This window comes from Nitrosospira multiformis (assembly GCF_900111585.1).
GTDB classification, from domain to species: Bacteria; Pseudomonadota; Gammaproteobacteria; order Burkholderiales; family Nitrosomonadaceae; genus Nitrosospira; species Nitrosospira multiformis_B.
In genome coordinates, this window is record NZ_FOHI01000009.1 from 62,180 (window position 1) to 84,205 (window position 22,026).

A 22,026-nucleotide genomic window follows, 5' to 3' on the forward strand; every position below is an offset into this window, starting at 1 on the left:
ATGTACCATATGAGCAGCGTGAGCAGAACTCCGACCTAGCCCGATTGAAACGACGCATCCTGCGTATCGGTTGATGCGAAGACGGGCAGCGATAATGCAAACAAACCAAGAGCTGTTATACCCATCATGTTGTAATTTCTGCTTTTAACGATGTATGGTTTATGGTGGCAGAGCGATCTGGCAATGCGGGCTTTTTCCGTATCGGATTGGTTCTCAACCCAATATTTATTGAAGTACGCCAAAATTAACACATCCTTTATTATTGATAAAATACATTATCGATAATCTGCCCACGGGTCAGCTCAGAGAATTCCCGTCCAAGTCACGATTTTTCTACCGCCTTGCAAAAGGTTGATGATTCCAGAAGAACCATCAAGAATACACCTCTTCCCTTCTTGTCATACACAGATTCTGCACCCGTCCCTGGCGGAATCCAGGATGCAAACGCAGACTCAATCCTGGGAGTCGAAGGAACTGTACAATACCTGGTGTGACTGCCACTCGAAAGGGTATAAAAAGAGGATATAAAGCATATTTATCGGGTCGGCGAACAACCGGTACAAACATACCGGCGGAAGCCGGTCCAGGGGCGTTCAAAGCGCGCCATTATTGGCTTGGCTGGATTCCGGTCTTGCCAGTTTTGTGGAAGTTTGCTCTACAGGTACAGGAATGAAAACTCTTACCAATGTTGTAACCATGAAGGAATTATCACCAAATGGTGGACAACTGAATTATCTGATCAGCGGCGGACGTGTATATGCATCGGCAAAATCATGGGGCAGGGCATTACAGGTGCCGGACGCCATGAAAGTCTGGTTTGAAACAGGTCTGATCAGAACAGCCTTGCTGAACAAGAACGTGATGGATGGCGAACTGGAAATGATCTACAAGGGTGTGCTGGTTTATCGCTGGCATATCGTGGCTGAACAGCTGCGTGTCTTCGACAGACAATGGTATCAAACCCAGTTTAAAGGCAGGCCCAAACAGGAGCAGCGGGATATTGAAAGATTTCATGATAACTACGAACGCCTGGTTCATTGGGGATATGATCTTCAGGAGCGGGCGCTAAGTCATGGAATAAGCTCCAGTACCATGCCGGGTTCACCTGTTACACAAGAAACATTGCTTGAGGTTATCAGGCAGGTTATTGCGCCGCGGTTGGGAGATCACGATAAGAAATTGCATGAACAGGATGTTGTGATTGCAGAATTGAGAGAAGCCGTGTCTGCTTTGCGTGACCAGAAGGCGTTTATTTCTGTCAAACAGGCGATTGCCGAGCAGGGTCTGGATTCAAGCCTCATGCCGTTATACCCGAACTCAAGAGAAAATCTTTCCAGTCTGGTTGGCCATTTTTTAAAGAGACGAGGAGTTGAACAGGGGCCAAACATAGTGGCGAGACTGGATGGAAAATCTTTGTCAACCGAGATGAATACCTACAGGCGCGGTGATATTTACGCGGCATTGAACGAATTCAAGGACGTCAAGCAACTAGACCTCAACATAGAATAGGACAGTAAACGTCAAGTTGGCTGCGGATATGCGGGAAGCAGCCGTGTGATCAAAATCAGTAATCGACCGATTTGATCGTCCTGACTTGGCAAAACAAGAAGGATCTGCAGAATGGGTTTACTCGTCAAAGGCAAGTGGGTGGATGAGTGGTACGATACCAGATCGACCGGCGGTCGATTCATCCGGACCAATGCGCAGTTCCGCAACTGGATAACGGCGGATGGCAGTCCGGGGCCCAGCGGGGAAGGTGGATTTCCCGCCGAGGCAGGGCGTTATCATCTATATGTCTCGCTCGCTTGCCCTTGGGCTTCCCGCACGCTGATTTTTCGGATGCTCAAAGGGCTTGAGAGCATGATCAGTATTTCCGTGGTGCATCCCTACATGGGCGAGCATGGCTGGACTTTTGATGAAGCGCCGGGAGTAATCCCTGATCCCGTGGGTGGCGCATCCTATCTTTATGAAGTCTACCTCCGGTCGGTGCCCGACTATAGTGGACGCGTGACAGTACCTGTGCTCTGGGATTTGCAGCGGAATACCATTGTCAGCAATGAATCGGCCGATATCATCCGCATGATGAACTCGGCTTTCGATGGAATAGGCGCTTTGCCCGGAAATTATGTGCCTGAGGTGTTGCTTCCGCAGATCGATGAGATCAACGCCCGCACTTACGCTGACGTCAATAATGGCGTTTATAAGGCAGGTTTTGCCACCCGGCAATCGGTGTACGAGAAGGCGGTGATGGCACTGTTCGGATGCATGGACGAGTTGGAACAACTGCTTTCACGTCAGCGTTATCTCATCGGCAACTGTATCACTGAAGCCGACTGGCGGGTATTCACCACGCTGATCCGCTTTGATCCCGTCTATCACAGCCATTTCAAGTGCAACCTCAGGCGTCTCGTGGATTATCCCAACCTCTGGGCCTACACCCGGGAGTTGTATCAATGGCCGGGCGTGGCAGAGATAGTGAACATGCAGCACATCAAGGAGCACTACTACCGCAGTCATCCCACCATTAATCCGAATCGGATTGTGCCAGCCGGGCCGATTCTGAATCTCGATGAGCCACACGATCGCACGAAGCTGGCATAGCGCCGCAGGTGCTGGTCAGAGTTCTTGTTATATCCTAACGGATTCAGGCAGGCTGTCCGATAGAAAGGGCATTGTCAAATGCTTGATTGCAGATCAGTGGGATGAGCGCGTAGCGGCTTCAATCCGCCTCAGGAAAACCCGCATGATTTCCTCGTAGAGTGCATCCCCGAGCACTGCGTCTTCGTTGCCGGCATCCACATTCGGGTTATCGTTGACTTCCATTACATAACAGCAGTCATTCGTCTGCTTGATATCCACTCCGTAGAACCCATCCCCGATGAGGTTGGCTGATTCGAGTGCGATACTGATGACCTCTTGCGGCGCTTCATCCAATGGAACAGCCGATGTAGCCCCCTCTCTCAGTTTATGCCGCTGCTCGTCTCGCTCGATAATCTGCCAATGTCCCGGGGGAAAGAAGTATTGAGCCACGAACAGCACCTTCCGGTCGAGTATGCCTACCCGCCAGTCGAACTCGGTCGGCAGCCATTGTTGTGCAATAACGAGCACGGATTTTGCAAGCAGTTCCATTACCTTGGGGATCAGCTCGCTCTCGGTCTCCACTTTCACGACTCCTCGTGAAAATGAACTATCGGGTTGCTTCAGCACGCACGGAAGACCCAGTTCAGGAATAATCCGGTCGACATTATCATGATGGATCAACAGCGTTTTCGGTATCGGCACTTTATGCAGGGCGAGAAGTTCAGCCAGATAAACCTTGTTATTGCATTTGAGGATAGAGTTGGGGTCGTCGATCAGCGCCAATTTTTCCGCGAATGCAAGCCGCGAAAAACGATAGGTGTAGTGATTGACGAAGGTGGTTTCGCGAATGAACAAGGCATCGAAATGCGACAACCGGCCGATATCCGTCCGCGTTATGAAATCCACGCGCATGTCCAGTTTTTCCGCTGCCTTCCTGAACTTTTGCAGAGCTTTTGCATTGGAGGGCGACTCAGATTCATCCGGGTTGCAGAGAATGGCAAGATCATAGCGGGGAGGAGGTTTTCTTGATTGCTGCATGCGTCCATTGAAATAAGTGGTCGCAGCAAGCATCGCGAAGGCCTGGTGTTCGACAGGAATCTCGCCAGCGCCGAGGGGACGCGCGCTGCGCAAGCTCCACCGGTCGCGGTGGCGTTCGAAGCGGACGGCCAGGAGTGGCACCTGCAACAGGTTGAAGAACTGATGACCCAGGGAGTCATAACCGGTAAGCGGATTGCGGCCAAAATAGAAGGCAAGCTGGAAGTCATCTCCCGGCAAGGGCGCCAGCACACTCTGAACGAGATCCTCCAGCTCCTCCATGAGGTGACGCATCAGATTCCGGGAATGTAAATCCTCGATAGTGCCTACTTTGGGTACCGGTTTATGTCCTCGTGCCTCGGCAAGCAATGAAACGTAATATCCAGATCCCTGATAGCGGTACGATTTGCAAAGGTTGAAAACCTTGACAGACTGCCCCGTAGCACATATGCCGCGATTGTTTTCCGCCTGAGCGGCAAAAAATGGACCGGTCAGGTAGGCTCGAGACTCAACCACGGTCACGCCTGGAATCTGAAGAGGCCAATCTTCGGATTTGTCTACGATAATCAAGATATTCACAGAAAAGCCTTTTTGGCCGGCTCGTTGCCGTTGAATTCGTGGAAGCGGTTTTGCTTCCGATGTCATCCCCCAGACTGGGGCGCGCTTTTACTGCTTTCGCCGGGCGGTGTCCCCGCGCTGCGCAGATTAACGAATTTGCTCAATGTATCGAACCAGAAGGGAGCTCCCAGCGTGACAGCAAGTATGGAAATGAGTAGGCCGAATATCTTGTAAAATGCCCACCCCGTATATTTCCACGATAACTCGGGAGGTCGAAAATAACCGGAGTCATACGGGTCCAGCGACCACCCTACCGGCAGTTTGAGATTCTCTGCTGCCTTGAGAGCCGTTTGCGCCGAAACAGCACCCGGCTGAGTCTTCACTGTATCCTCTGCAGCTGCAACAATCGACGCACGCAAAACATTGTCCTTTGAAAGCCTTTCAATAAGCATCACCGTGTCCGCATTGGAAGCAACCACGACCAGAGTCGCGAGACAAAGCAGTACGCGCTGGGTCCAGCGCTTGTACCAGCCGCCAACGCGTTCCATGGCTTTGTTGAACCAGTCTTCGAGATTTTTGCGGAAGGCTTCTGCCTGATGCTCGATCGCAGTCACTTCCCGCCGGGTCTTATCGACAAGAACGAGAAGAGTTTCCTTGGTATGACCCTCGGGTAGTCTTTTCAGCCCTTCCTGTATGTTGCCCAGAGGGTCCGGATATTCCGTAGCAAAATCCCGCGCAAAAGCCAGCGCTTCCTTCAACGTGGCGCCAGCTGTCAGGAGCAATTTAACCTCTTTTGGATTTTTTGCGGACGCGATGGCGGCATGGCGCGCATCGAGCATCTTCAGCGCTGCGCTGATACTATCGGCTTCGTGCCGGGCCTCTGCTTCTGCTTTGACAAGAGCTGTATCGTCCGGTGCGGTCTTTGCCGCTTGCACAGCCTGGCCATAGGCCACCTTTGCTTTTTCGGCAATTGCTTCAAGTGCTACCCTTGCCCTGTCACGCGCATCTTTTGCCTGGATAACGGCTGCAGCGCGTTGCGGATCACTGGGCGCAACTGCCGCTGCTTCCAGCGCTTCTTCATAAGCGTCATCCGCTGCCTCGGCATTCGCCAGAAGATCGCCGTACTTTCCCGCGATGATTCCCCGCGCCGAGAGAATGTCGAGCAAAGCCAGAGAGAAGCTTTCGCCGGACATATAGGAGGGGAGGCGAGTTCGTTTTGCCGGATCGGAAGCGTACTGGGATATTCCGCCTATCAGTCCATGATTGTAGAGTTGCTGCGCCAGCCCGGTAAACTTCGGGTCGTTCAGAAGATTCTTTATGCCCTCCACCAGATTTTTTCCGCGTTTGTCGATCAATGACGCAATTCCTTCGTTAAGGGCTGTACATACGAGGCTGAGCAGTAAATAGACGAAAATGACGGCGATTCCCACTTCCAGTATATTTGACCCTAACAACATATTCCCCTCCGATTGTGCGGAATACACGCTATTCACCCTGAAGTCTAGCAGAACAATCGACATTCGCCGGTCGTGCTCTCCAATGCCAATTTGACCAACTCTGGTTGACCGCAGCACCCCTTCTGGGTGAAACTTAAGGGCTACTGAACAAATCCCTCGCGGGCGCGAGGGAGGCCCTGTCTGGTTCCTGAATAACCTTCCTGAACAGCCTAGAAGCCTAGCACAGCCGCATCAGTGAAACTTTCTGGCAGCATCCGGTAATTCATCAATTCTCATGCGTCAATTTATTTCACTCCTGTTCATTGCTGCTGCCTTATCAGGTGTATCAGGTGTCATGGCTGCCGCTTCGGACGGAATCGCGGCGAGCAGGGCTGCGCCGGTGACCGTGCCGGATACGATGGCCGAGCGGGTCAAGCCCTGCACGGTGTGTCATGGCCAGGCAGACAGGGTGGGCAGGGATGCTTATTACCCTCGGATTGCGGGTAAGCCCGAGGGATATCTTTTCAATCAGTTGCGGGATTTTCGGGACGGACGCCGTTATTACCGGCCAATGACATTACTCCTGGCAAACGTGAGCGATGAATACCTGCGGGAAATGGCAGCCTATTTTTCGGGACTCAGGCAACCTTACCCTCCGCCGGAACAGGTGATATCTTCTCCCACTGAAATAAGACAAGCCCAGAAGCTGATTCAGCAGGGGGATGCCGCGCGGAATATACCCGCCTGCATCGAATGTCACGGCAAGCAGCTCATGGGTACCGCGCCTTTTATTCCGGGACTCCTGGGGCTCCCGCGCATCTATATCGCCGCCCAATTCGGCGCCTGGAAGAATGGTGGAGTGATGCGGGGACAAGCGAGCAACTGCATGTCCGATATTGCCAGACAACTCACGATCAAGGAGACAAATGTGGTTGCGGCGTGGCTTGCCGCTCAGCCTGTGCCGGAAAATGCAGATCCGGTGGATGTGCTGCCCCCCGAGATGGCGCAGCGCTGTGGCAGTATTGTCCAACGGAGCGCAGACCGATGAAAATTGCTGTCGTCGCTGCCGCAGTGGCAGTTCTTGCGGGTATCGGCCTGTCTCCTGAAATAGCGGGCGCAACTTCTCCGAAAAAGGAAGCAAAGGCAGAAAGGAGTGCCTCGCCGTTATCATCGGTTCTTTTGCAACAGCGGCAAGCGCGCGGAGCATATCTTGCGCGAGCCGGAAATTGCATAGGATGCCATACAGCTCAAGGTGGACGCGCCTATGCCGGCGGAAGGAAGCTTTCGACTCCATTTGGCACGTTCGTCACGTCCAATATCACGCCGGATAAGGCGACCGGAATCGGTGACTGGGATGAAGATGATTTCTGGAAAGCGCTGCATGAGGGTAAATCGCGCGATGGGAGGCTTCTTTACCCCGCGTTTCCGTATACGGAATATACGAAAATCACACGCGAGGATTCCGATGCAATTTTTGCCCATCTTCAGGCCCTCGAACCCGTCGTTCAACAGAATCCGCCAAGCCAGGTTGCTTCCCGATACGATTTCCAGCCATTGCTGACCCTTTGGCGTGCGGCTTATTTCAAGCCTGGCGTGTATCAGGCTGATCCCACCAAAAGCACTGAGTGGAACCGGGGTGCTTACCTGGTGCAGGGGCTTGGTCATTGCAGCGCTTGCCATGCCGAGCGTAATCCACTGCGCGGCATGATCAGCCGCAAGGGAGATGATAAGCTGGGGGGCGGGCAGATCATGGGCTCCAACTGGTACGCGCCATCGCTGACCTCAAGTCTGGAGGCAAGTACGGCTGGCTGGCCGGTCGAAGAAATTGTCCAGCTGCTGACCACCGGGATTTCACCGCGAGCGACGACATCAGGACCGATGGCGGAGGTTGTCAGCCAGAGCCTCCAACATCTGACAAAAGAGGATGCCAGAGCAATGGCGATCTACCTGAAATCGTTGCCTGAAACACAATCGCACCAACAGGTAAATCCTCCTGCACAGACGGAACAGGTGCAGGCCTGGTTGCGGTACGGAGCACGGATATACAAGGAACACTGCCAGGATTGCCATGGTGACTCCGGGCAGGGCGCCCCGGGAATTTATCCCCCCTTGGCCGGTAACCGAAGCGTTACCCTGACACCGCCTACGAACGTCATTCGCAGCGTGCTCAATGGAGGTTATCCCCCATCGACCGCAGGCAATCCCCGGCCTTACGGCATGCCCCCATTCGCACAGGTTTTACGCGATGGCGAGGTTGCGCTGGTTCTGTCGTATATCCGCAACGCGTGGGGCAATCGCGCCAGTCTGGTGACAACTGCTCAAGTCGACAAGAGCCGGGAAGGAATAACGGAACGCTGAGGTCGGATGCTCAATCCGGCGCATATCCGCGACTGCTTCTCTTTATCCTTATGGCAGCAGGACTGCAATTAAACTGCCATGTCTATTTTGCAGCGCTTGACAGCATAGCCATACTGGATGGGCCATTCCGGTTCTATCGCTAACGCATGTTGCGCCTTGAGGGGCCAGTAAGGCTCCCGCAGTAACTCTCGGCCTATAAAAACGAGATCCGCCTGACCGCCGGTGATGATCTCATCGGCGTATTGCGAGTCGGTGATCAGTCCCACCCCGCCTGTGTGGATTTGCGCTTCATCGCGGATGCGTTTGGCAAATTGAACCTGATAACCTCTGGCAACAGGAATTCTTGCATCCGGTATCACGCCGCCGGACGAGACATCGATCAGATCCACCCCAAGCAGCTTCAGTTCTCTGCAAAGAATAATCGATTGTTCCATATCCCAGCCTCCATCGACCCAGTCGGTTGCCGAGATTCGCACGAAGAAAGGCAGTTCGGACGGGATAATATCGCGAAGGTGCTTGGCAACCCTTAGCAAAAGCCGCATGCGATTTGCCAAGCTGCCGCCATAATTATCAGTACGATGGTTGCTTAACGGCGATAGAAATTCGTGCATGAGGTAACCGTGGGCCGCGTGAAGTTCTATCATTTTGAACCCGGCGTTCAGCGCACGTCGCGCGGCTGCTCCCCATGCCTCGATACACTCCTCGATATCTGTTTCCGGCATGGGTGTTGGGACTGGGTCATCGGCGTAAAACGGGAGGGGACTGGGCCCAATCACTGACCAGCCTCCTTCCGCCGGCGTTTTCAGGCTGCCGCCACCCTTCCAGGGAGCATCGCAACTGGCTTTACGTCCGGCGTGTGCGAGCTGGATGCCTGGAATCGCGCCCTGCATCTCCACAAACCGGGCAATGCGAGCCAGCGGCTCGATATGTTCCTTTTTCCAGATTCCCATGTCTCCCGGTGAAATGCGGCCCTCAGCCGTGATTGCAGTGGCTTCGACCACCACAAGCCCTACGCCGCCGATTGCCCGGCTGCCCAGGTGGACGAGATGGAAGTCGTTGGCAAAACCATCCTTGGCGGAATACATGCACATGGGGGACATTGCGATGCGGTTGCGGAAAGTAACGCCGCGAAGGGTAAGCGGGGACATGAGATCCACTTCCGGGATTTCCCTGTCATGCTCACTCTGACATTGTGTCTGGAGGGCGGCATTGCTTAGCCGGTGGTCACCGCTCGGAGCGGTTGCTGCCGCCCCCGCAGGGAGGGCGGCAGGATCTGCCATGCTCAAAGCGTCAGGGCTTCCGGTTGTATCGTGCTTGTTCTCGTCATAATGAGACATAATTTTTCCTCATTACCTGGTCGGTGTTTGTCCAGCACTTTTCCGGTAGCACGAGTTGCTTCATGACCGCATTGCGGTGGAACCACTAAATATAGAGAGGTACATTTAACCCTGCCAGCTGCTCCCGCTGGATTCATGTGAGGAGCGAGGAACTCCATTCCCGATCAAAGCAGGGGCTCATCCGCCGGATCGATGATAGGGTCACCCGGCGTGGGATCAGGATCGTAGGGGCGAGGATCGACAGGTTTGTCGGGATTAAAGGGTTCCGGATCTCGTCTTGGCTTATCGGGGTCGATGGGACGAGGCGGGTCCTGAATGGGGTGGTCAGGGGAAGGCCCGGGATCGGGTGCAGGACCTGGCTTGGGGCCGTCGGGTTTGTCCGGCCGGCCTGGCCCGTCCGGTTCTTTCTGCAAACGGTATTTTGGCATGAAGATGAGTCGGGTTTTTGGGCTATCGGGGCTGGGATACCGGCAGTCGTTATAAACCACCGGTCCCAGTCTGGCCTTTTCGGAACAGGAATACTGTATCAGCGTTTTAGCTGGCCGCGTATTTCCCCGTTCTTATGGGCATCGCTGTGAACGTTGATGTAAAGTCCACCTGCCTTGAAGGCGTCATACTGCGCATCTGTCAATTTCGCTCCGTCCGGTATGGACCATTCGTTATCGGAAGTTTTGTTGAGCGTAATGATATCGGGACCATTCTTGCCAACCTGGGCCTCATGGACGTGCGCACCGGTACCTTTTATATCAGAGGTCATGACTTTGCCCTTGATGGATTTGTCCTCCTCTACAGTTAAGGTGCCATGGCCCATTGCGGAAGTCTGGACCGGAGGCACTTCCTGATCGCCAGTCAGGTGCACGGTAATGTCTGTGGCGTTAGCTGCGGTGCCGCTTAAAGCCAGGACAGCCAGCAGCGCAACTGTCCATGCGGGGGGAGCGAAAGGGGTTTTGCGAACTTTATTCATTTAACTACCTCCTCTAGAAATAGAATTATGCAGTTTGGTTGTTGTGGATTGATCTGCCATTTCTTTTGACTTTTCTGGCGGAAGCGCTGTGAACGCTGTGAAAAGTGCTACGCCATACGAAGAATCTCTTTAATTTTATTTGGTATTTGCCGTGACGTCCGTACGGTAGCGTACGCAACTCTCTATTATTCAGCTTCGTTTCATCTGATTTATCAATTTTCTTTTTTACTTCCTTCATCCTTTAACTCGAAGCGATTGAGCGCAATCCCCGTTTTGAAAATGTCCAGGTTTCCGACTATTTCATTGGAATGGGATTGTTCCGGCCGACAGGAACGGCCGTAACGCTGTTTTGCGGACTGCCTTCTATAATTCTGTCAGAGTATGTCAGATAGATAAGCACGTTACGTGCCGAATCCACCACCCGGACCACGTGCAGGCGCTTGAATAAAATTGACATGCGTTCGGTAAACACGTCTTCCTGACGAGGAAGTTTGCCGTGGAACTCGATCGGGTCGCTGACCTGCCGGCAGGCGATCGACGCTTCCGCCCTGTCTTCCGCCAAACCTACGGTGCCTTTGATTCCGCCGGTACGGGCTCGGGAAACGTAGCAGGTTACACCCCGCACTTTGGGGTCGTCGTAAGCTTCTATCACTACCCGATCATCCTTTCCCAGCCATCGGAACGCGGTATCCACTTCACCGATGAGTTCTGCTTTTGCCATACCGCAAAAAACTGTGGAAAATAATGCAACTGCCGCCATTCCCACCATAAATCTTTTTCGTAACATTTTTTCTCCTTATCGATCAAAATTGAAACACTTCGTTTTATCGGCGCATAATTGGCTAAAGGCCGATATACAGGGTTGAATTTACCAAAATGACGCGGGGAGGTGTTGTACCGGTCACGATATGAGGAGGTGGGAACATACCGCTGCACTTCTTCCCGGACTGCTTCTCTTCATCACGACATTCTCCATTCTGTCCCCAGGTGGGAGTGAAGGTATCTGCGAGACACTCAGCCTCGCGATAAGCAGCTTTTGAAGAGGTGGCGCCGGCGAAACCGGATTGGAAAACTGATCTTTCGCAAGAGGAGGTCGAGACAGGGATGAATCTGAAGCTCAAAAGGGTTTACGAACCATCCGACAAGAACGATGGGACGCGCATTCTGGTTGACAGGCTTTGGCCGCGTGGGATGACAAAAGCAAAAGCGGGTGTGGATATCTGGTTGAAGGAACTGGCGCCGAGTGCCGAGCTTAGAAAATGGTTCGGACATGATCCGGGCAAGTGGACCGAGTTCAAGAAGCGTTATCGGGCCGAGCTCGAGGAGAATGATGAGCAGTTGGCGCAACTGAGGGAGGAAATAAAGAAAGGGGCTGTTACATTGCTCTATGGCGCCAAAGACGAGGAGCACAACGATGCTATTGCTCTGGCGGAATTTCTGCGTGACCAAAAGAAATAAGGCATATTCTATGCCACGTTTCTCATGCCTCTGTCACATGATTCGTATCAGGGAGAGGGTATGCACGTTCTCCATGTATTATCACCTTGCTTCTTTCATTCGATCGCGAGGTTGGTACGAGGTTGGTAGTGTTTCGTGGCGGGGAAGAGCACATCCGCTGATTTTAACGCGCTCTTCCCCCGAGCAGGCTTTCCCACTTAAAAAAACCAGTGGAAGCCTCGGAACATCGGCCAGTTTCTAGTTCAGCATTTCCTTTCTGCGCTTCACCATGAAACCCATAAGGCCGAGGCCTGCTAACAACATTGCGTAAGCATCGGCTTCCGGAACAGCCGGAATTGCATCAGCAGTGACCGCCAGTTTTGAATAGACAGGAAGAACCTCTCCGATTCCCGAGGTTCCGCCTAGATCGGCAGTTCCATCTATTTGACTTACAACGCCTATATCTGTTTGCAAGGTATCTACATCAAGTGCAGCAGATGTATCGACATTGGCAGTTGCGTCAGCCGACCCGATTAACGCAGCGATTCCGGTGGAAGTTGATGTATCCACGTCAGCGGCAAGTTTGAGTTTCGGTGTTCCCACACTTACACTGCTGATTGCATCAACGGCCGGCCCGCCTACAGTGATCATACTCGTGGTCCCCAACGCCTGGGTGGGGGCTACCTTACCCGTAATTTCAAGTGCGGGTGCATCGATCGTTACCTTGCTCGTTCCGAGTGTGGGAGTGGAAGCTACTATATCTACCCCACTGTTAGCACCGAATGCCGTTAAGCTTGAGGTGGGGGCAGCGACGCTCGTGCTCCCAGCGATTCCCAGATCCGTAGAAACCCCTATGGCTGTGGAAGTTCCCAATCCCGGAGAAATCCCCAGGTCCGTAGAAGTTCCCAATCCAATGGAAGCTCCAGATCGCGTAGAAATACCTAGATCAGTGGAGGTTGCTGAATCAGTAGAAGCTTCCAGGCTGGAAGAAACTCCTGATTCCGTAGAAGCGAGTCCTACGGAGGCTCCTAATCCGACTCCCAATCCCGCAGAAACTCCTGATGCGCCAGCTGCGGAAGACTCCGCGACCAGTCCCAATACTGCCAACAGAATAGGTACGACCTCTTTCTTTTTTAACATGCCAATTCTCCAATTTTTCTATTATTTTATAAACGTCAAAGCCGGCCAGAATGGAAACTGCCAGAGACAGCCCAGCAATAGCGCGGCTTTAAGGGAATAAGCAATTTGTATGCCAGAAATAATAATTGTTTTGAATCATGGAATTAAAATAGTTTGACCGGTTTTAATCGGAATAGTCGTCCCCCCGCAGAGACGTTTATCACGCTATTTCAGCCAAATGCATGAGCTTAAAGTGTTTTTCCTGTCGTTGAATCAAGACAAGTTTTCTGGTTGCCAAGATATCCAAGCGCGGGGAGCAGGTAAGAGATGATGAAGGACTTCTGGATCCGTGCATGCAGGTACTTCTGGCAGGAAGAGAATCTTCTGGGATCAAGAAAAAGGATTTGCTGGGGAACAGCTTGAAGCCGATTGAAATCAGAAGAAACTCAATTCCATCTGTGTACCAACAGTTCTTCTCAGCGTTGCCTGAGTGCTTTCTGAATTTCCTGTGTTTCCTGGGCTTCTTTCCGGATATCTTCGGGCTGCTGGCCTTCGCGCACGGAGTTGGGAAGCTCGATCACCTTATCCTGAGCCTCATCGGATGCAATACTGGCACTCTGGGCTGCGGCATCATTCTGCCCGTTCCTGTGCAGTCTGTGAGCCTGTATCAACAGTGAAACGCCGATCCATCCCGCAAGCAGCGAGAAAGGGATTACCATGAGCAGGGGCTCCAACAATGCAATGGCAGTCAAAGCAAGCAGCGTAACACCCCCGAAAAACATGATTTTTGCCTCGGCAGCTCCCAGGACGAGTCGACTGGTGATAGCCGCTCCAACAGTGTTGCCTACACGCAAGGCGCCCGCTGTCAGCCTGCTGGCGCTTCCAGACCGGCGCCTGACAGCCCCGTACTGACGGCGAGTGGGGTGGGGAAATTGATCCGCTACGGGGCGAACCCGGTTCTTTTTATTGAGAACGATTTCGGTCGAATTTTCCAGATCCTCCAGGTACATTTGCTCCATTTTCTGCGCAAAATCCAGGTTTTCCACCGCAACGTCCAGTTCCCAATTTCCCAGCCAGCTCGCCATATTGAGATTGCTTGAACCGACGCGGGCCCAACGTCCATCGGCAACGGCTGTCTTGGCATGCAGCATCGAGCCATTCCACTCGAACACGCGTACGCCGGCTTCCAGCAACGGACGATAACCGGCGCGCGAAATCGGCCTTAGAAACTTGAGATCTCCACTCGATCCGGGAACAAGCAAGCGGACATCTACATCGTCCATTGCCGCGCCTCTCAATGCTTGCACATAACTTGTGGTCCCAACGAAATAGGCATCGGTAAGCCAAAGCGTTTTTTGCGCCAGCACGGTGATCAGCTGCTCCAGGCGGTATAAGCCCGCGGTTGCAGCAAAATTTCCCAGTACTCTCACATCGATGTGACCCGCAATCGGAATTGAATCGGGAGCAGGCAGTTCATCCGCAGGTATTTCCGGTCCCGTCTCCGCCCATGCACGCGCAAAGGAATTAATGACATCCGCTACCACCGGTCCCCGCAGCTCGACCCCCGTATCCCGCCAGGGCGCAATATTCCGCTCGGGGTATCCATCCCACATCTGACCGACGCATAATCCACTGACAAATGCAACACGATCATCCACGCAGACCGATTTGCGATGCAGCCTGCTCAGCCAGGCCAGGGGACTGTCGAAGCGCATCGGATTGAAGCATCGAACTTCCACACCTCCGTCGCTCAGGCCACGCCAGAAATTGGATGACGTTTCAGTCAGCCCTCCAAGCCAGTCATAGAGTAATCTTACTCGTATGCCTTCTTTTGCTTTCGCAATGAGGGCGTCCGCAAATCGCTGGCCAACGATGTCATCACGAATAATATAATTTTCAAAATAGACGTTCTTTTCAGCCGACCGAATCGCCTCGAGCCATGCAGGATAATTCTCGCTTGCATCCTTGAGGAGACGGATGTTGTTGCCATGCACCAGAGGTGCGCCTGCGGCCCGCGAAAACGCCTGGGCTGCCATGATTCTGGCAGAAGCATCCTCCCGCGGGGTTTCGTGTGGAATCTCGCGCAGCAGGTTTGTCAGCTTGAACTTGGCCATACGCTATTCGATCCGTTCTCTCTCACGTATGTTCCCTGACAGATCTTTCTTTTTCCCCACCTTTTTATATTTCCCCAATCCTAGTCCGTAACCTCTTCTCCAAACTTGGAATCTACATAGCAGCGCATTGCGGCAATCAGGGGAGTAAGCCCCTTTTGCCGGTTTCTGCCCGATCGCATGAACGCCGTGCAATGCTCGGAATCCGGTTCCAGGCTGTGACTGAGATTTATTCCTTCTCTTTCGATGATCGGTCCTCCTTGAGACCAGTCTACCGAGGGTTCCCAGCGTTGATGGTTGATCACGCAGTGGGAATCGATAACATGCACTTCTTCCACATCGTTGGCTTTTGCCACCCAGTAGTCGAGCAGTTCGTCCTTAAGCTCGGAAACTCTCATGACTGTTCTCCCTGTGAATTTTGAGGCAAGGTTACAGCTTTTCCGATCCAAGAGTATTGCAATCCGTCATGTTTCCCGTTTGCAATCCCCGCTTAAACCAGCCAGTACGCTGGGCGCTCGTGCCATGCGTGAAGCTTTCCGGCACGATCGTGCCCCGTGTCCTGCGTTGCAATGTATCATCCCCGATTTGCGTTGCCGCGTTCATTGCTTCTTCGATATCACCTTGCTCCAGCCATCCCTTGGAACGTTGCGAATGGTAGGCCCAGACCCCAGCCAGACAGTCCGCCTGCAATTCGACACGTACCGACAAGGAATTCGCCTGTGAGCGCGGCAAACCAGCGCGAGCGGCATTCACCCGATCGGAGATGCCAAGGAGATTCTGTACATGATGCCCGACTTCGTGCGAAATGACATATGCCTGAGCGAAGTCGCCTCCTGCTCCAAGCTGGTTTGCCATCGTATTGAAGAAGTTCAGATCGATATAGATGCGCTGGTCCTCCGGACAGTAGAAGGGACCCATTGCCGCACTTCCCTGGCCGCACGCCGTTAGAGCAGCACCTCGAAAGAGCACAAGCTTGGGTGGCTCATAAGTTTTGTTTTCCTGCTTCATCAAGCCCGTCCATACATCCTCGGTATCGGCGAGGACCGTCGAAACGAAGACTGCCTGCATGTCCCCTGGGGGCGCAGCGGGTGCAGGGCCTTGTTCCTGAACCATGCTGCCTCCGCCGGTGATCACGCTGAGCATGGTGAAAGGATCGATGCCGAACAACAACCCACCGATCAACGCTATGACAATCGCACCGGCGCTGATTCTGCCGCCACCCAGTCCAAATCCGCTGCCCGAACCTCGGCGATCCTCGACGTTACTACTTTGGCGATAACCTTCCCACTTCATTTTCGGCTCCAGGTATAATCAGTTCTTCTTGTGTAATCCCTTGCGCGGCTTCCAGAAGCTTTGCCTCCAGCCTATTTCCATCGAAGACCGCTCGCGGTCTGCTAGTTGTCAGCCCGAGCTTAAGCTATCGCACTTCTGTGGCTGGTGCAGCGCTCGGGCCGCCTGCCGCCCTGAAACTTTGCAATTTCAGTATACTATGTTCGCATGATGACAAATGTCTGAGATCGTACAGACTTCGTGATTACCATGAGATATTGTTTTTCTTTCCCTGATTTCGATGACTACCACAGGAGATAGCGTGAAGAGAGTTCGAAAACTGTTCTATCTAGCGATATTCTTATTGGCGGCGCCGGCCCTGTCGGGCTGCCTGCTACTCGCGGCGGGCGGCGCGGGGGCCTACGGGGGTTATAAAATGAAAGAGGAAGGGTATACGGTACAAAATCCGGTCACGAAGGAGAAAAGCAGGTAATCAGAAGGACTGAAAGTCAAAACCCGGCGTCCTTTTGAGTGCCGCTTTCGGACATCCCAGCTAGGACGTGGTTCCCACCCGGTTTTGCCATGCGGCTATCCATGCCTCAAACTCATCGGCAGTCATGGGCCACGCAAAGAGATAACCCTGGCCTTCCTTGCATAAGACACTTTGGAGAAATTTCGCTTGCGCTTCCGTTTCTACGCCTTCGGCAATGATACGGAAGCCTAGGTTGAGACCCATTGCCACGATTGCCGCTGCGATGGCTTCGGCATCATTATTACCCGGCACATCTCGTACGAATGATTGATCAATTTTCAGGCGGTCAACGGTAAACTGCCGTAAATAGGCGAGACTTGAGTAACCTGTGCCAAAATCGTCGATGGCGACTTTCACCCCAAGCGCATCCAGTTCGCGCAGCTTGCTCAGCGCGGGTTCCGCGCCCTGCATCACTGCGCTTTCAGTAAGTTCCAGTTCCAGGTTAGTGGGGGGCAAACCGGACTCCTGAAGCGCATTTTCAACGATTCCGACAAAATCAGTCTGGCGGAATTGCACTGCCGAAACATTGACCGAGATACACGCATTCAGTAGTCCGCGTTCATACCACAGCCGCGCCTGCCTGCACGATTCGCGCAAACCCCATTCACCGATCGAGAGAATCAGTCCCGTATCTTCCGCAACGGGAATAAAGCGAACAGGGGAGATCAATCCACGTGCGGGATGACGCCAGCGCATCAGCACTTCCACCCCGATAATACGGCCGGTCGCAAGCTCGATCTGGGGCTGATAAACCAAGAACATTTCACTGCGTTCGACCGCCCCACGGAGATCATGTTCCAGACTGAGCCGCTCGATCGCCCGCGCTGTCATGTCTTCCGAATAGAACTGGTAACGGTTGTGTCCAGCTTCCTTTGCTGTATACATGGATGCATCCGCATTGCGCAGGAGGATATTCGGTTCCTTGCCGTTATCGGGATAGATGCAAATGCCAATGCTTCCGGTCAGCAGCAGCTCATGTTTTTCGATCTGGTACGGTTGTGAAAGACCATCTATGATTTTTTGCGCTACACGCGCTGCATCCTCCGCGGTTTCGATCTCGTTCAGGAGCACAACAAATTCGTCGCCTCCCACCCGGCTTACCGTATCTACGCTGCGGATCGAGGTTTGCATTCGTTCGGCCACAGCCTTGAGAAGATGGTCGCCAACGTCATGACCAAGCGAATCATTGATTGCCTTGAAACGATCCAGGTCTACGAACAGTACAGCGAGGCGTTTGGCTTGCCGCGCTGCACGATTGATGGCCACCCTCATCCGGTCGGCCAGCAGAGCGCGATTTGGCAGGCCGGTGAGCGAATCGTAATGCGCCAGATGCAGTATTCTTTGTTCTGACGCCTTGCGTTCCGTAATATCACGCGCAAGAACGATAAAACGGGGGCCCGTTGCGGAATCGACATGTTTGCGCGAAACGGAAAGCTCGAACCACCACTTGTCTTCCCGGCCGGGAAGGCGAAGTTCCAATTGTTTCCCCGAGGAGAGCCCTTTCTCCTGTGCCTCCGCCAATGCCGACAGGATAATATCTACTGCCCCGGCCGGGAGAACATCCGCAACCTTTTTGCCTACAAGGCTTTCACCGGACACCGTCGGAAACTCGGTACGCCGGACCGAATGCCACGCATGGACACAACCGTCTGCATCAAGCTCGAACAGTAAATCGGGAATGGCGTCGAGCGTGGCCTGGAGTTGGCGTCGCGCCGCCAGAATCTCAGTTTTCCGACGTTCCTGCTCGGTAATATCCCGGATCATGGCAACAAAATAATGTACCGTGCCATCGTCGTTGCGGACACATTTGACATCCACATTGGCGAAGATTACTGAGCCGTCTTTACGAATGAAGCGCTTGTTCATCGCATAGCCTTCAGACTCACCTTTCATGATGCGCTCGCGCTCGGCATTACCTTTAGTGACATCGTCCGGATGAGTTACCTCAACCCAGGTTTTTTTTGCCAACTCCTCACCTGAGTATCCCATCATCTCGCAAAACTGATTATTGAACCGCAGCCAGCGTTTGGTATCGGGGGAAGTAATCGCCATGCCGATGAATGGCAGGTCATAGAAATACTTGAGAAGACGATCCTGCTCGGCGGTGTGAATGATCAGTGCCAGTTGGTGCGCGCGTTGCTGTTGACGCCATAGCAGCAGCAGCACGACGCTTACCGCAGTAACCGCAATGAGAATGACGGCACTCATCCAGAATACAAGAGTCCATAACTGCGCCAATACTTCATTCTGGTCGATTTTTGCGAGTAAGAGCCAACCGGTACCGGTAAGGGGGCGATAGGCCACGAGCACCCGCTCTCCCCGGTAGTCGATTCCATGCACTGTCCCCTGTTTTTCGTCCCGGGTGGCAATGACGCTAGCAAGTTCATCCCTGGCGATGAGCGCATGATATCCATGCGTGCTGTGTGTCCCCTGAAAGCGGTGCAATTTATTAAGATAATTGACGGTTTCATTCTTCTGGGCGATAAGCAGTATCTCTCCGCTGCGACTGATACGCGGCCACTTCTCGACGAGTGGAAGAAGGAATTGCTCCAGATCCGCCCGTAAGAGCACAACGGCAACAGGGTCCTTGTTTGTTGTCTCTGCTACCAGAGGCACTGCAATATCCAGCAGAGGTTTTCCGTTTTCATCCAGAAAGAAATCGGTACTCTGTATCTGGCGCGAACGTAACGCGGTAGATAGTAATTCGTGGGTAACGGGTGGCAGTTCATGCTTTTCGCCTAACACGAGCAGAGGTTGGCTTTCAACATCAAGCAATACCACTGACTCATAGCTGTAGGCTTGCCGCACTGCCTCCAGGCGATTACGGATAAGCTCCAGTTCGTGCGCGTTTCTTCTTCGTTTGAGATCGACCACTCGCTCGATAAGCGCCTGACTCGCCAGCAATGCCTCCGCGTCGTTATGCCGTTCAGCAAGCCAGAGTTCGATCTGCTCCGCCTTAAGATCGACGATGGTTTGCAGATCAGCATAGGCACCTTGCTCTATCTCCGGGCCATACACTTTTACAATCATTATGCTGATAATGGGCGCCACCATCGCCAGCGAGAAGAACGCCAACATCAACCGGTTCAGCCGGAAACCTGGCGGAGCCGAAGCTGTAGCATTCCCTTCGCGAATGGAGGTGTCCCGGCTCAGTTTAAGCAGCACATAAAAGAGGATACTGCTAATGGCAATAAGAACCAGTTCCTTTGCCAGATCGGCGCGACCCCACAAAACCGGATCTTCGAGCATGAGTGATATCAGATAGCCCGCAACGGCCATCCAGAGGGTCGATAAAGCGACGTAAAGCAAGACGATAAGCCAGGGAGAACGACTCATCGTATAACGGTTGAGCAACGGAGAAACTTTATCATCGGAATTCGGAAACCCGGTATCAATGAGGGGATAAAGTATCTCCCGGTTATTTGTTTATTTATTGGCAGAGCCTGAGTTCAGGCCCAGTTCAGCATAAAGTTAGACAATTGTCTGTGTGATTGATCACAATGGGTGGGTTTTCTGATTGTCGAATCTTCCTTGAGGCAAAGCCTTCTTCTGGCCTAGTAACATCTTATATATAATATGCTTGCCTTCTGGAGGAGCATCATGAAAAAGGAATATATTTCCGCTCTCACGCTTATTCTGTCTGTCGCGCTGATCTGGCCAATTCTGCCGGGGAATGTGTTTGCCAGCGAAACGTGCCATAGCACTCTGGCAAATGGATTTTATGATGAATACCAGAGGATTACGCCGCCCCTGAGAGATCGGGCAATGTATGCAGAATTGTGCGCACTGAGGTACGAGGACGCGCAAAAGGCGATCAAGCGTGCCCAGCAGTTCGGCAAGGATAAATCACTGGGACTGACGTATGGGCTTGTCAATCTGGATGATCTGCCGCCTGCCAACAGTCCGGATTCGGACTCAACTCCGGCAGATACGATGAGCGACATGCGATTCGGGCAATGGAAGGGTGGATATTGCGCTCAAAATGCAACGCTCGATCCTTCCCAGGCTTCGGAGTTTTTCATGCAACGGGCAGTGGCCGTCAATAGCGATGCATCCCGGGCAGTCCAAAACTGGTCAGCATGTCTGCGCAAGCGCCCGGGGCTGACCTGTTGGGCAACTCCAGCCAAGATATCTTCCGCAGAACAAGGAGAAGAGTTCGTGCTCAATGTCAACTGGGCATCAGGCGGCGTTTCCGAATCCCAGGTTCAGCCCGAGGTCGAATACTCCTATCTGACGAGAGGCGGGGTCGCGAAGTTCGAAGGTGTGCCGGCGTCCCGAATATTGCCTGACCGTTATAAGTTGAAAGCAGGAACGCTGCAAATCCCTGTTACCCGACCCGCAGATAAGGGTGTGTTTGCAACCCTCAAGGTGAGCCATGCCGGAACGGAACACAGCTGCAAGGTTTTCGTACCGGGCGACAGGGACTTTTCGTTGTCTGAGCCATTTATTAACCGATTGAAGATTAAATATCCGGGTTGAGAGCAACTTTCCCCAGCTATCCTTTCTTTCATCTCCTTTTTCATAGGGGCGGGAGAATCGATTCTCCGCGCTGCGGTCGACGTTACCGTTGCGCCAGTTGAGCTATGCCAGTGAGGATATCCTCGAATTGTTGGGCCCGATACGCGGGTACAACATTCTCGTAAGTTTTGGTGCCCTGATTGGAGTCAAAAAAAATCGTCCTGATATCGAGAAGCTGAGCTCCATATATGTCCCGGAACATATCATTTCCGATCGCGATTACCTCTGAGCGCGAGATACCCATTTTATCGAGCGCTTTGTTGAAGAGACGGGAATCGGGCTTTCTGAAACCGTAATAACTGGAAATGATGACAGGATTGAAATAACTCTCAAGACCCACCGCCCGAATTTCGGGCAGTGCAAAACAAGGTTGCGCGTCGGACACCAGCGCGAGTTGGTAGCGCGTCTGAAGTTCATTCAATACTTCTTTTACGTTTGGATAGAGTCGAAGACGTTTGCGGGAGATGCCGCGATAAATATGAGCGATCACTTTTGCTTGCTGTCCCCGGACGTAGCTTGACTTGATGCCTTGCTGGAGGAGCAGTTCGTTCCATATGGCTTCCACATCGATTTCCGGGTATTCCTCATCCTTCGCATCCTTCTGTTGTCTCATGATGGCATAGTAGCGCTCCCGCACCTGTCCACGATGAAGATATACACCCTGGTAAACCAGGTAGTGCGCGATGGCGCGATAGATTTCATCGATGGATTCATCGGTTTCGATGTCGATCAGCGTGCCGTAGAGGTCAAACAGGATGCCTTTTATTGTCAT

General features: G+C 52.9%; 19 protein-coding genes. 7 read left to right on the forward strand and 12 right to left on the reverse strand.

The features are described from left to right. The first annotated feature begins 669 nt into the window (after window positions 1-669). Window positions 670-1,509 carry a hypothetical protein gene (locus tag BMW46_RS12665; RefSeq protein ID WP_074747480.1) on the forward strand — a complete coding sequence of 280 codons (840 nt, stop codon included), beginning with the start codon at window positions 670-672 and terminating at the stop codon, window positions 1,507-1,509. 111 nt (window positions 1,510-1,620) lie between these two features. Then, a complete protein-coding gene (locus tag BMW46_RS12670) occupies window positions 1,621-2,601 on the forward strand; it encodes a glutathione S-transferase family protein (protein ID WP_074709030.1) in 981 nt (326 codons plus the stop codon). Window positions 2,602-2,694: 93 nt separating this feature from the next. Here the strand turns inward: BMW46_RS12670 and BMW46_RS12675 are convergent, their stop codons facing one another. Continuing rightward, entirely contained in the window at window positions 2,695-4,194 is a 1,500-nt protein-coding gene (locus tag BMW46_RS12675) for a RimK family protein (protein ID WP_074709060.1), read from the reverse strand. A gap of 62 nt (window positions 4,195-4,256) precedes the next feature. Beyond that, window positions 4,257-5,630 carry a hypothetical protein gene (locus tag BMW46_RS12680; RefSeq protein WP_074709031.1) on the reverse strand — a complete coding sequence of 458 codons (1,374 nt, stop codon included), beginning with the start codon at window positions 5,628-5,630 and terminating at the stop codon, window positions 4,257-4,259. 274 nt (window positions 5,631-5,904) lie between these two features. On the opposite strand from BMW46_RS12680, the gene BMW46_RS12685 reads away from it, so the two are divergent. Beyond that, window positions 5,905-6,657, forward strand: coding sequence for a c-type cytochrome (locus BMW46_RS12685; protein ID WP_371113514.1), 753 nt, complete (start codon window positions 5,905-5,907; stop codon window positions 6,655-6,657). Then, the gene (locus tag BMW46_RS12690) at window positions 6,654-7,967 is read left to right on the forward strand and encodes a c-type cytochrome (protein ID WP_074709032.1); all 1,314 of its coding nucleotides are present in this window, start codon (window positions 6,654-6,656) and stop codon (window positions 7,965-7,967) included. The genes BMW46_RS12685 and BMW46_RS12690 overlap by 4 nt, the downstream gene beginning before the upstream one ends. Window positions 7,968-8,035: 68 nt before the next feature. On the opposite strand, the gene BMW46_RS12695 is transcribed toward BMW46_RS12690, so the two are convergent. From BMW46_RS12695 to BMW46_RS12710, 4 genes are all read right to left on the reverse strand, one after another. Next, window positions 8,036-9,304 (reverse strand): NADH:flavin oxidoreductase/NADH oxidase, encoded by a 1,269-nt coding sequence (locus tag BMW46_RS12695; protein WP_256377060.1) that lies wholly within the window; start codon window positions 9,302-9,304, stop codon window positions 8,036-8,038. 164 nt (window positions 9,305-9,468) lie between these two features. Next, the gene (locus tag BMW46_RS12700) at window positions 9,469-9,732 is read right to left on the reverse strand and encodes a hypothetical protein (protein ID WP_074709033.1); all 264 of its coding nucleotides are present in this window, start codon (window positions 9,730-9,732) and stop codon (window positions 9,469-9,471) included. 98 nt (window positions 9,733-9,830) lie between these two features. Further along, window positions 9,831-10,268 (reverse strand): CHRD domain-containing protein, encoded by a 438-nt coding sequence (locus BMW46_RS12705; protein ID WP_074709034.1) that lies wholly within the window; start codon window positions 10,266-10,268, stop codon window positions 9,831-9,833. 295 nt (window positions 10,269-10,563) lie between these two features. Further along, window positions 10,564-11,055, reverse strand: coding sequence for a CreA family protein (locus BMW46_RS12710; RefSeq protein WP_074709035.1), 492 nt, complete (start codon window positions 11,053-11,055; stop codon window positions 10,564-10,566). Between the two features lie 317 nt (window positions 11,056-11,372). Between BMW46_RS12710 and BMW46_RS12715 the strand changes: the two genes are divergently transcribed. Then, on the forward strand, window positions 11,373-11,726 hold the full coding sequence (locus BMW46_RS12715) for a DUF488 domain-containing protein (RefSeq protein WP_074709063.1): 354 nt from the start codon (window positions 11,373-11,375) through the stop codon (window positions 11,724-11,726). Between the two features lie 237 nt (window positions 11,727-11,963). Here the strand turns inward: BMW46_RS12715 and BMW46_RS15180 are convergent, their stop codons facing one another. The 4 genes from BMW46_RS15180 to ypfJ all read right to left on the reverse strand — a co-directional run bounded on the left by BMW46_RS15180 (window position 11,964) and on the right by ypfJ (window position 16,228). Next, on the reverse strand, window positions 11,964-12,845 hold the full coding sequence (locus tag BMW46_RS15180; protein WP_143121466.1) for a PEP-CTERM sorting domain-containing protein: 882 nt from the start codon (window positions 12,843-12,845) through the stop codon (window positions 11,964-11,966). Between the two features lie 455 nt (window positions 12,846-13,300). Further along, entirely contained in the window at window positions 13,301-14,938 is a 1,638-nt protein-coding gene (locus tag BMW46_RS12730; RefSeq protein ID WP_074709038.1) for a phospholipase D-like domain-containing protein, read from the reverse strand. A gap of 80 nt (window positions 14,939-15,018) precedes the next feature. After that, entirely contained in the window at window positions 15,019-15,333 is a 315-nt protein-coding gene (locus tag BMW46_RS12735) for a phage protein NinX family protein (protein WP_074709039.1), read from the reverse strand. Window positions 15,334-15,364: 31 nt separating this feature from the next. Next, entirely contained in the window at window positions 15,365-16,228 is an 864-nt protein-coding gene (ypfJ, locus tag BMW46_RS12740) for a KPN_02809 family neutral zinc metallopeptidase (protein ID WP_074709040.1), read from the reverse strand. Window positions 16,229-16,526: 298 nt separating this feature from the next. Here ypfJ and BMW46_RS12745 point away from each other — a divergent pair, with 298 nt between their 5' ends. After that, window positions 16,527-16,697, forward strand: coding sequence for a hypothetical protein (locus BMW46_RS12745; protein WP_256377061.1), 171 nt, complete (start codon window positions 16,527-16,529; stop codon window positions 16,695-16,697). A 60-nt stretch (window positions 16,698-16,757) separates the two neighbouring features. On the opposite strand, the gene BMW46_RS12750 is transcribed toward BMW46_RS12745, so the two are convergent. Next, window positions 16,758-20,072, reverse strand: coding sequence for a bifunctional diguanylate cyclase/phosphodiesterase (locus BMW46_RS12750; RefSeq protein WP_074709042.1), 3,315 nt, complete (start codon window positions 20,070-20,072; stop codon window positions 16,758-16,760). Between the two features lie 264 nt (window positions 20,073-20,336). Here BMW46_RS12750 and BMW46_RS12755 point away from each other — a divergent pair, with 264 nt between their 5' ends. Continuing rightward, on the forward strand, window positions 20,337-21,215 hold the full coding sequence (locus BMW46_RS12755) for a hypothetical protein (protein WP_074709043.1): 879 nt from the start codon (window positions 20,337-20,339) through the stop codon (window positions 21,213-21,215). A gap of 82 nt (window positions 21,216-21,297) precedes the next feature. Here BMW46_RS12755 and BMW46_RS12760 read toward each other — a convergent pair whose 3' ends face one another. Continuing rightward, on the reverse strand, window positions 21,298-22,026 hold the full coding sequence (locus tag BMW46_RS12760) for an HAD family hydrolase (RefSeq protein ID WP_074709044.1): 729 nt from the start codon (window positions 22,024-22,026) through the stop codon (window positions 21,298-21,300).

Bases quoted from the DNA above. Each gene is read 5' to 3' on its own strand.
- BMW46_RS12665 (WP_074747480.1), top strand. From the start codon at position 670: ATGAAAACTCTTACCAATGTTGTAACCATGAAGGAATTATCACCAAAT.
- BMW46_RS12670 (WP_074709030.1), top strand. From the start codon at position 1,621: ATGGGTTTACTCGTCAAAGGCAAGTGGGTGGATGAGTGGTACGATACC.
- BMW46_RS12680 (WP_074709031.1), bottom strand. From the start codon at position 5,630: ATGTTGTTAGGGTCAAATATACTGGAAGTGGGAATCGCCGTCATTTTC.
- BMW46_RS12685 (WP_371113514.1), top strand. From the start codon at position 5,905: ATGCGTCAATTTATTTCACTCCTGTTCATTGCTGCTGCCTTATCAGGT.
- BMW46_RS12690 (WP_074709032.1), top strand. From the start codon at position 6,654: ATGAAAATTGCTGTCGTCGCTGCCGCAGTGGCAGTTCTTGCGGGTATC.
- BMW46_RS12695 (WP_256377060.1), bottom strand. From the start codon at position 9,304: ATGTCTCATTATGACGAGAACAAGCACGATACAACCGGAAGCCCTGAC.
- BMW46_RS12700 (WP_074709033.1), bottom strand. From the start codon at position 9,732: ATGCCAAAATACCGTTTGCAGAAAGAACCGGACGGGCCAGGCCGGCCG.
- BMW46_RS12705 (WP_074709034.1), bottom strand. From the start codon at position 10,268: ATGAATAAAGTTCGCAAAACCCCTTTCGCTCCCCCCGCATGGACAGTT.
- BMW46_RS12710 (WP_074709035.1), bottom strand. From the start codon at position 11,055: ATGTTACGAAAAAGATTTATGGTGGGAATGGCGGCAGTTGCATTATTT.
- BMW46_RS12715 (WP_074709063.1), top strand. From the start codon at position 11,373: ATGAATCTGAAGCTCAAAAGGGTTTACGAACCATCCGACAAGAACGAT.
- BMW46_RS15180 (WP_143121466.1), bottom strand. From the start codon at position 12,845: ATGTTAAAAAAGAAAGAGGTCGTACCTATTCTGTTGGCAGTATTGGGA.
- BMW46_RS12730 (WP_074709038.1), bottom strand. From the start codon at position 14,938: ATGGCCAAGTTCAAGCTGACAAACCTGCTGCGCGAGATTCCACACGAA.
- BMW46_RS12735 (WP_074709039.1), bottom strand. From the start codon at position 15,333: ATGAGAGTTTCCGAGCTTAAGGACGAACTGCTCGACTACTGGGTGGCA.
- ypfJ (WP_074709040.1), bottom strand. From the start codon at position 16,228: ATGAAGTGGGAAGGTTATCGCCAAAGTAGTAACGTCGAGGATCGCCGA.
- BMW46_RS12750 (WP_074709042.1), bottom strand. From the start codon at position 20,072: ATGAGTCGTTCTCCCTGGCTTATCGTCTTGCTTTACGTCGCTTTATCG.
- BMW46_RS12755 (WP_074709043.1), top strand. From the start codon at position 20,337: ATGAAAAAGGAATATATTTCCGCTCTCACGCTTATTCTGTCTGTCGCG.
- BMW46_RS12760 (WP_074709044.1), bottom strand. From the start codon at position 22,026: ATGACAATAAAAGGCATCCTGTTTGACCTCTACGGCACGCTGATCGAC.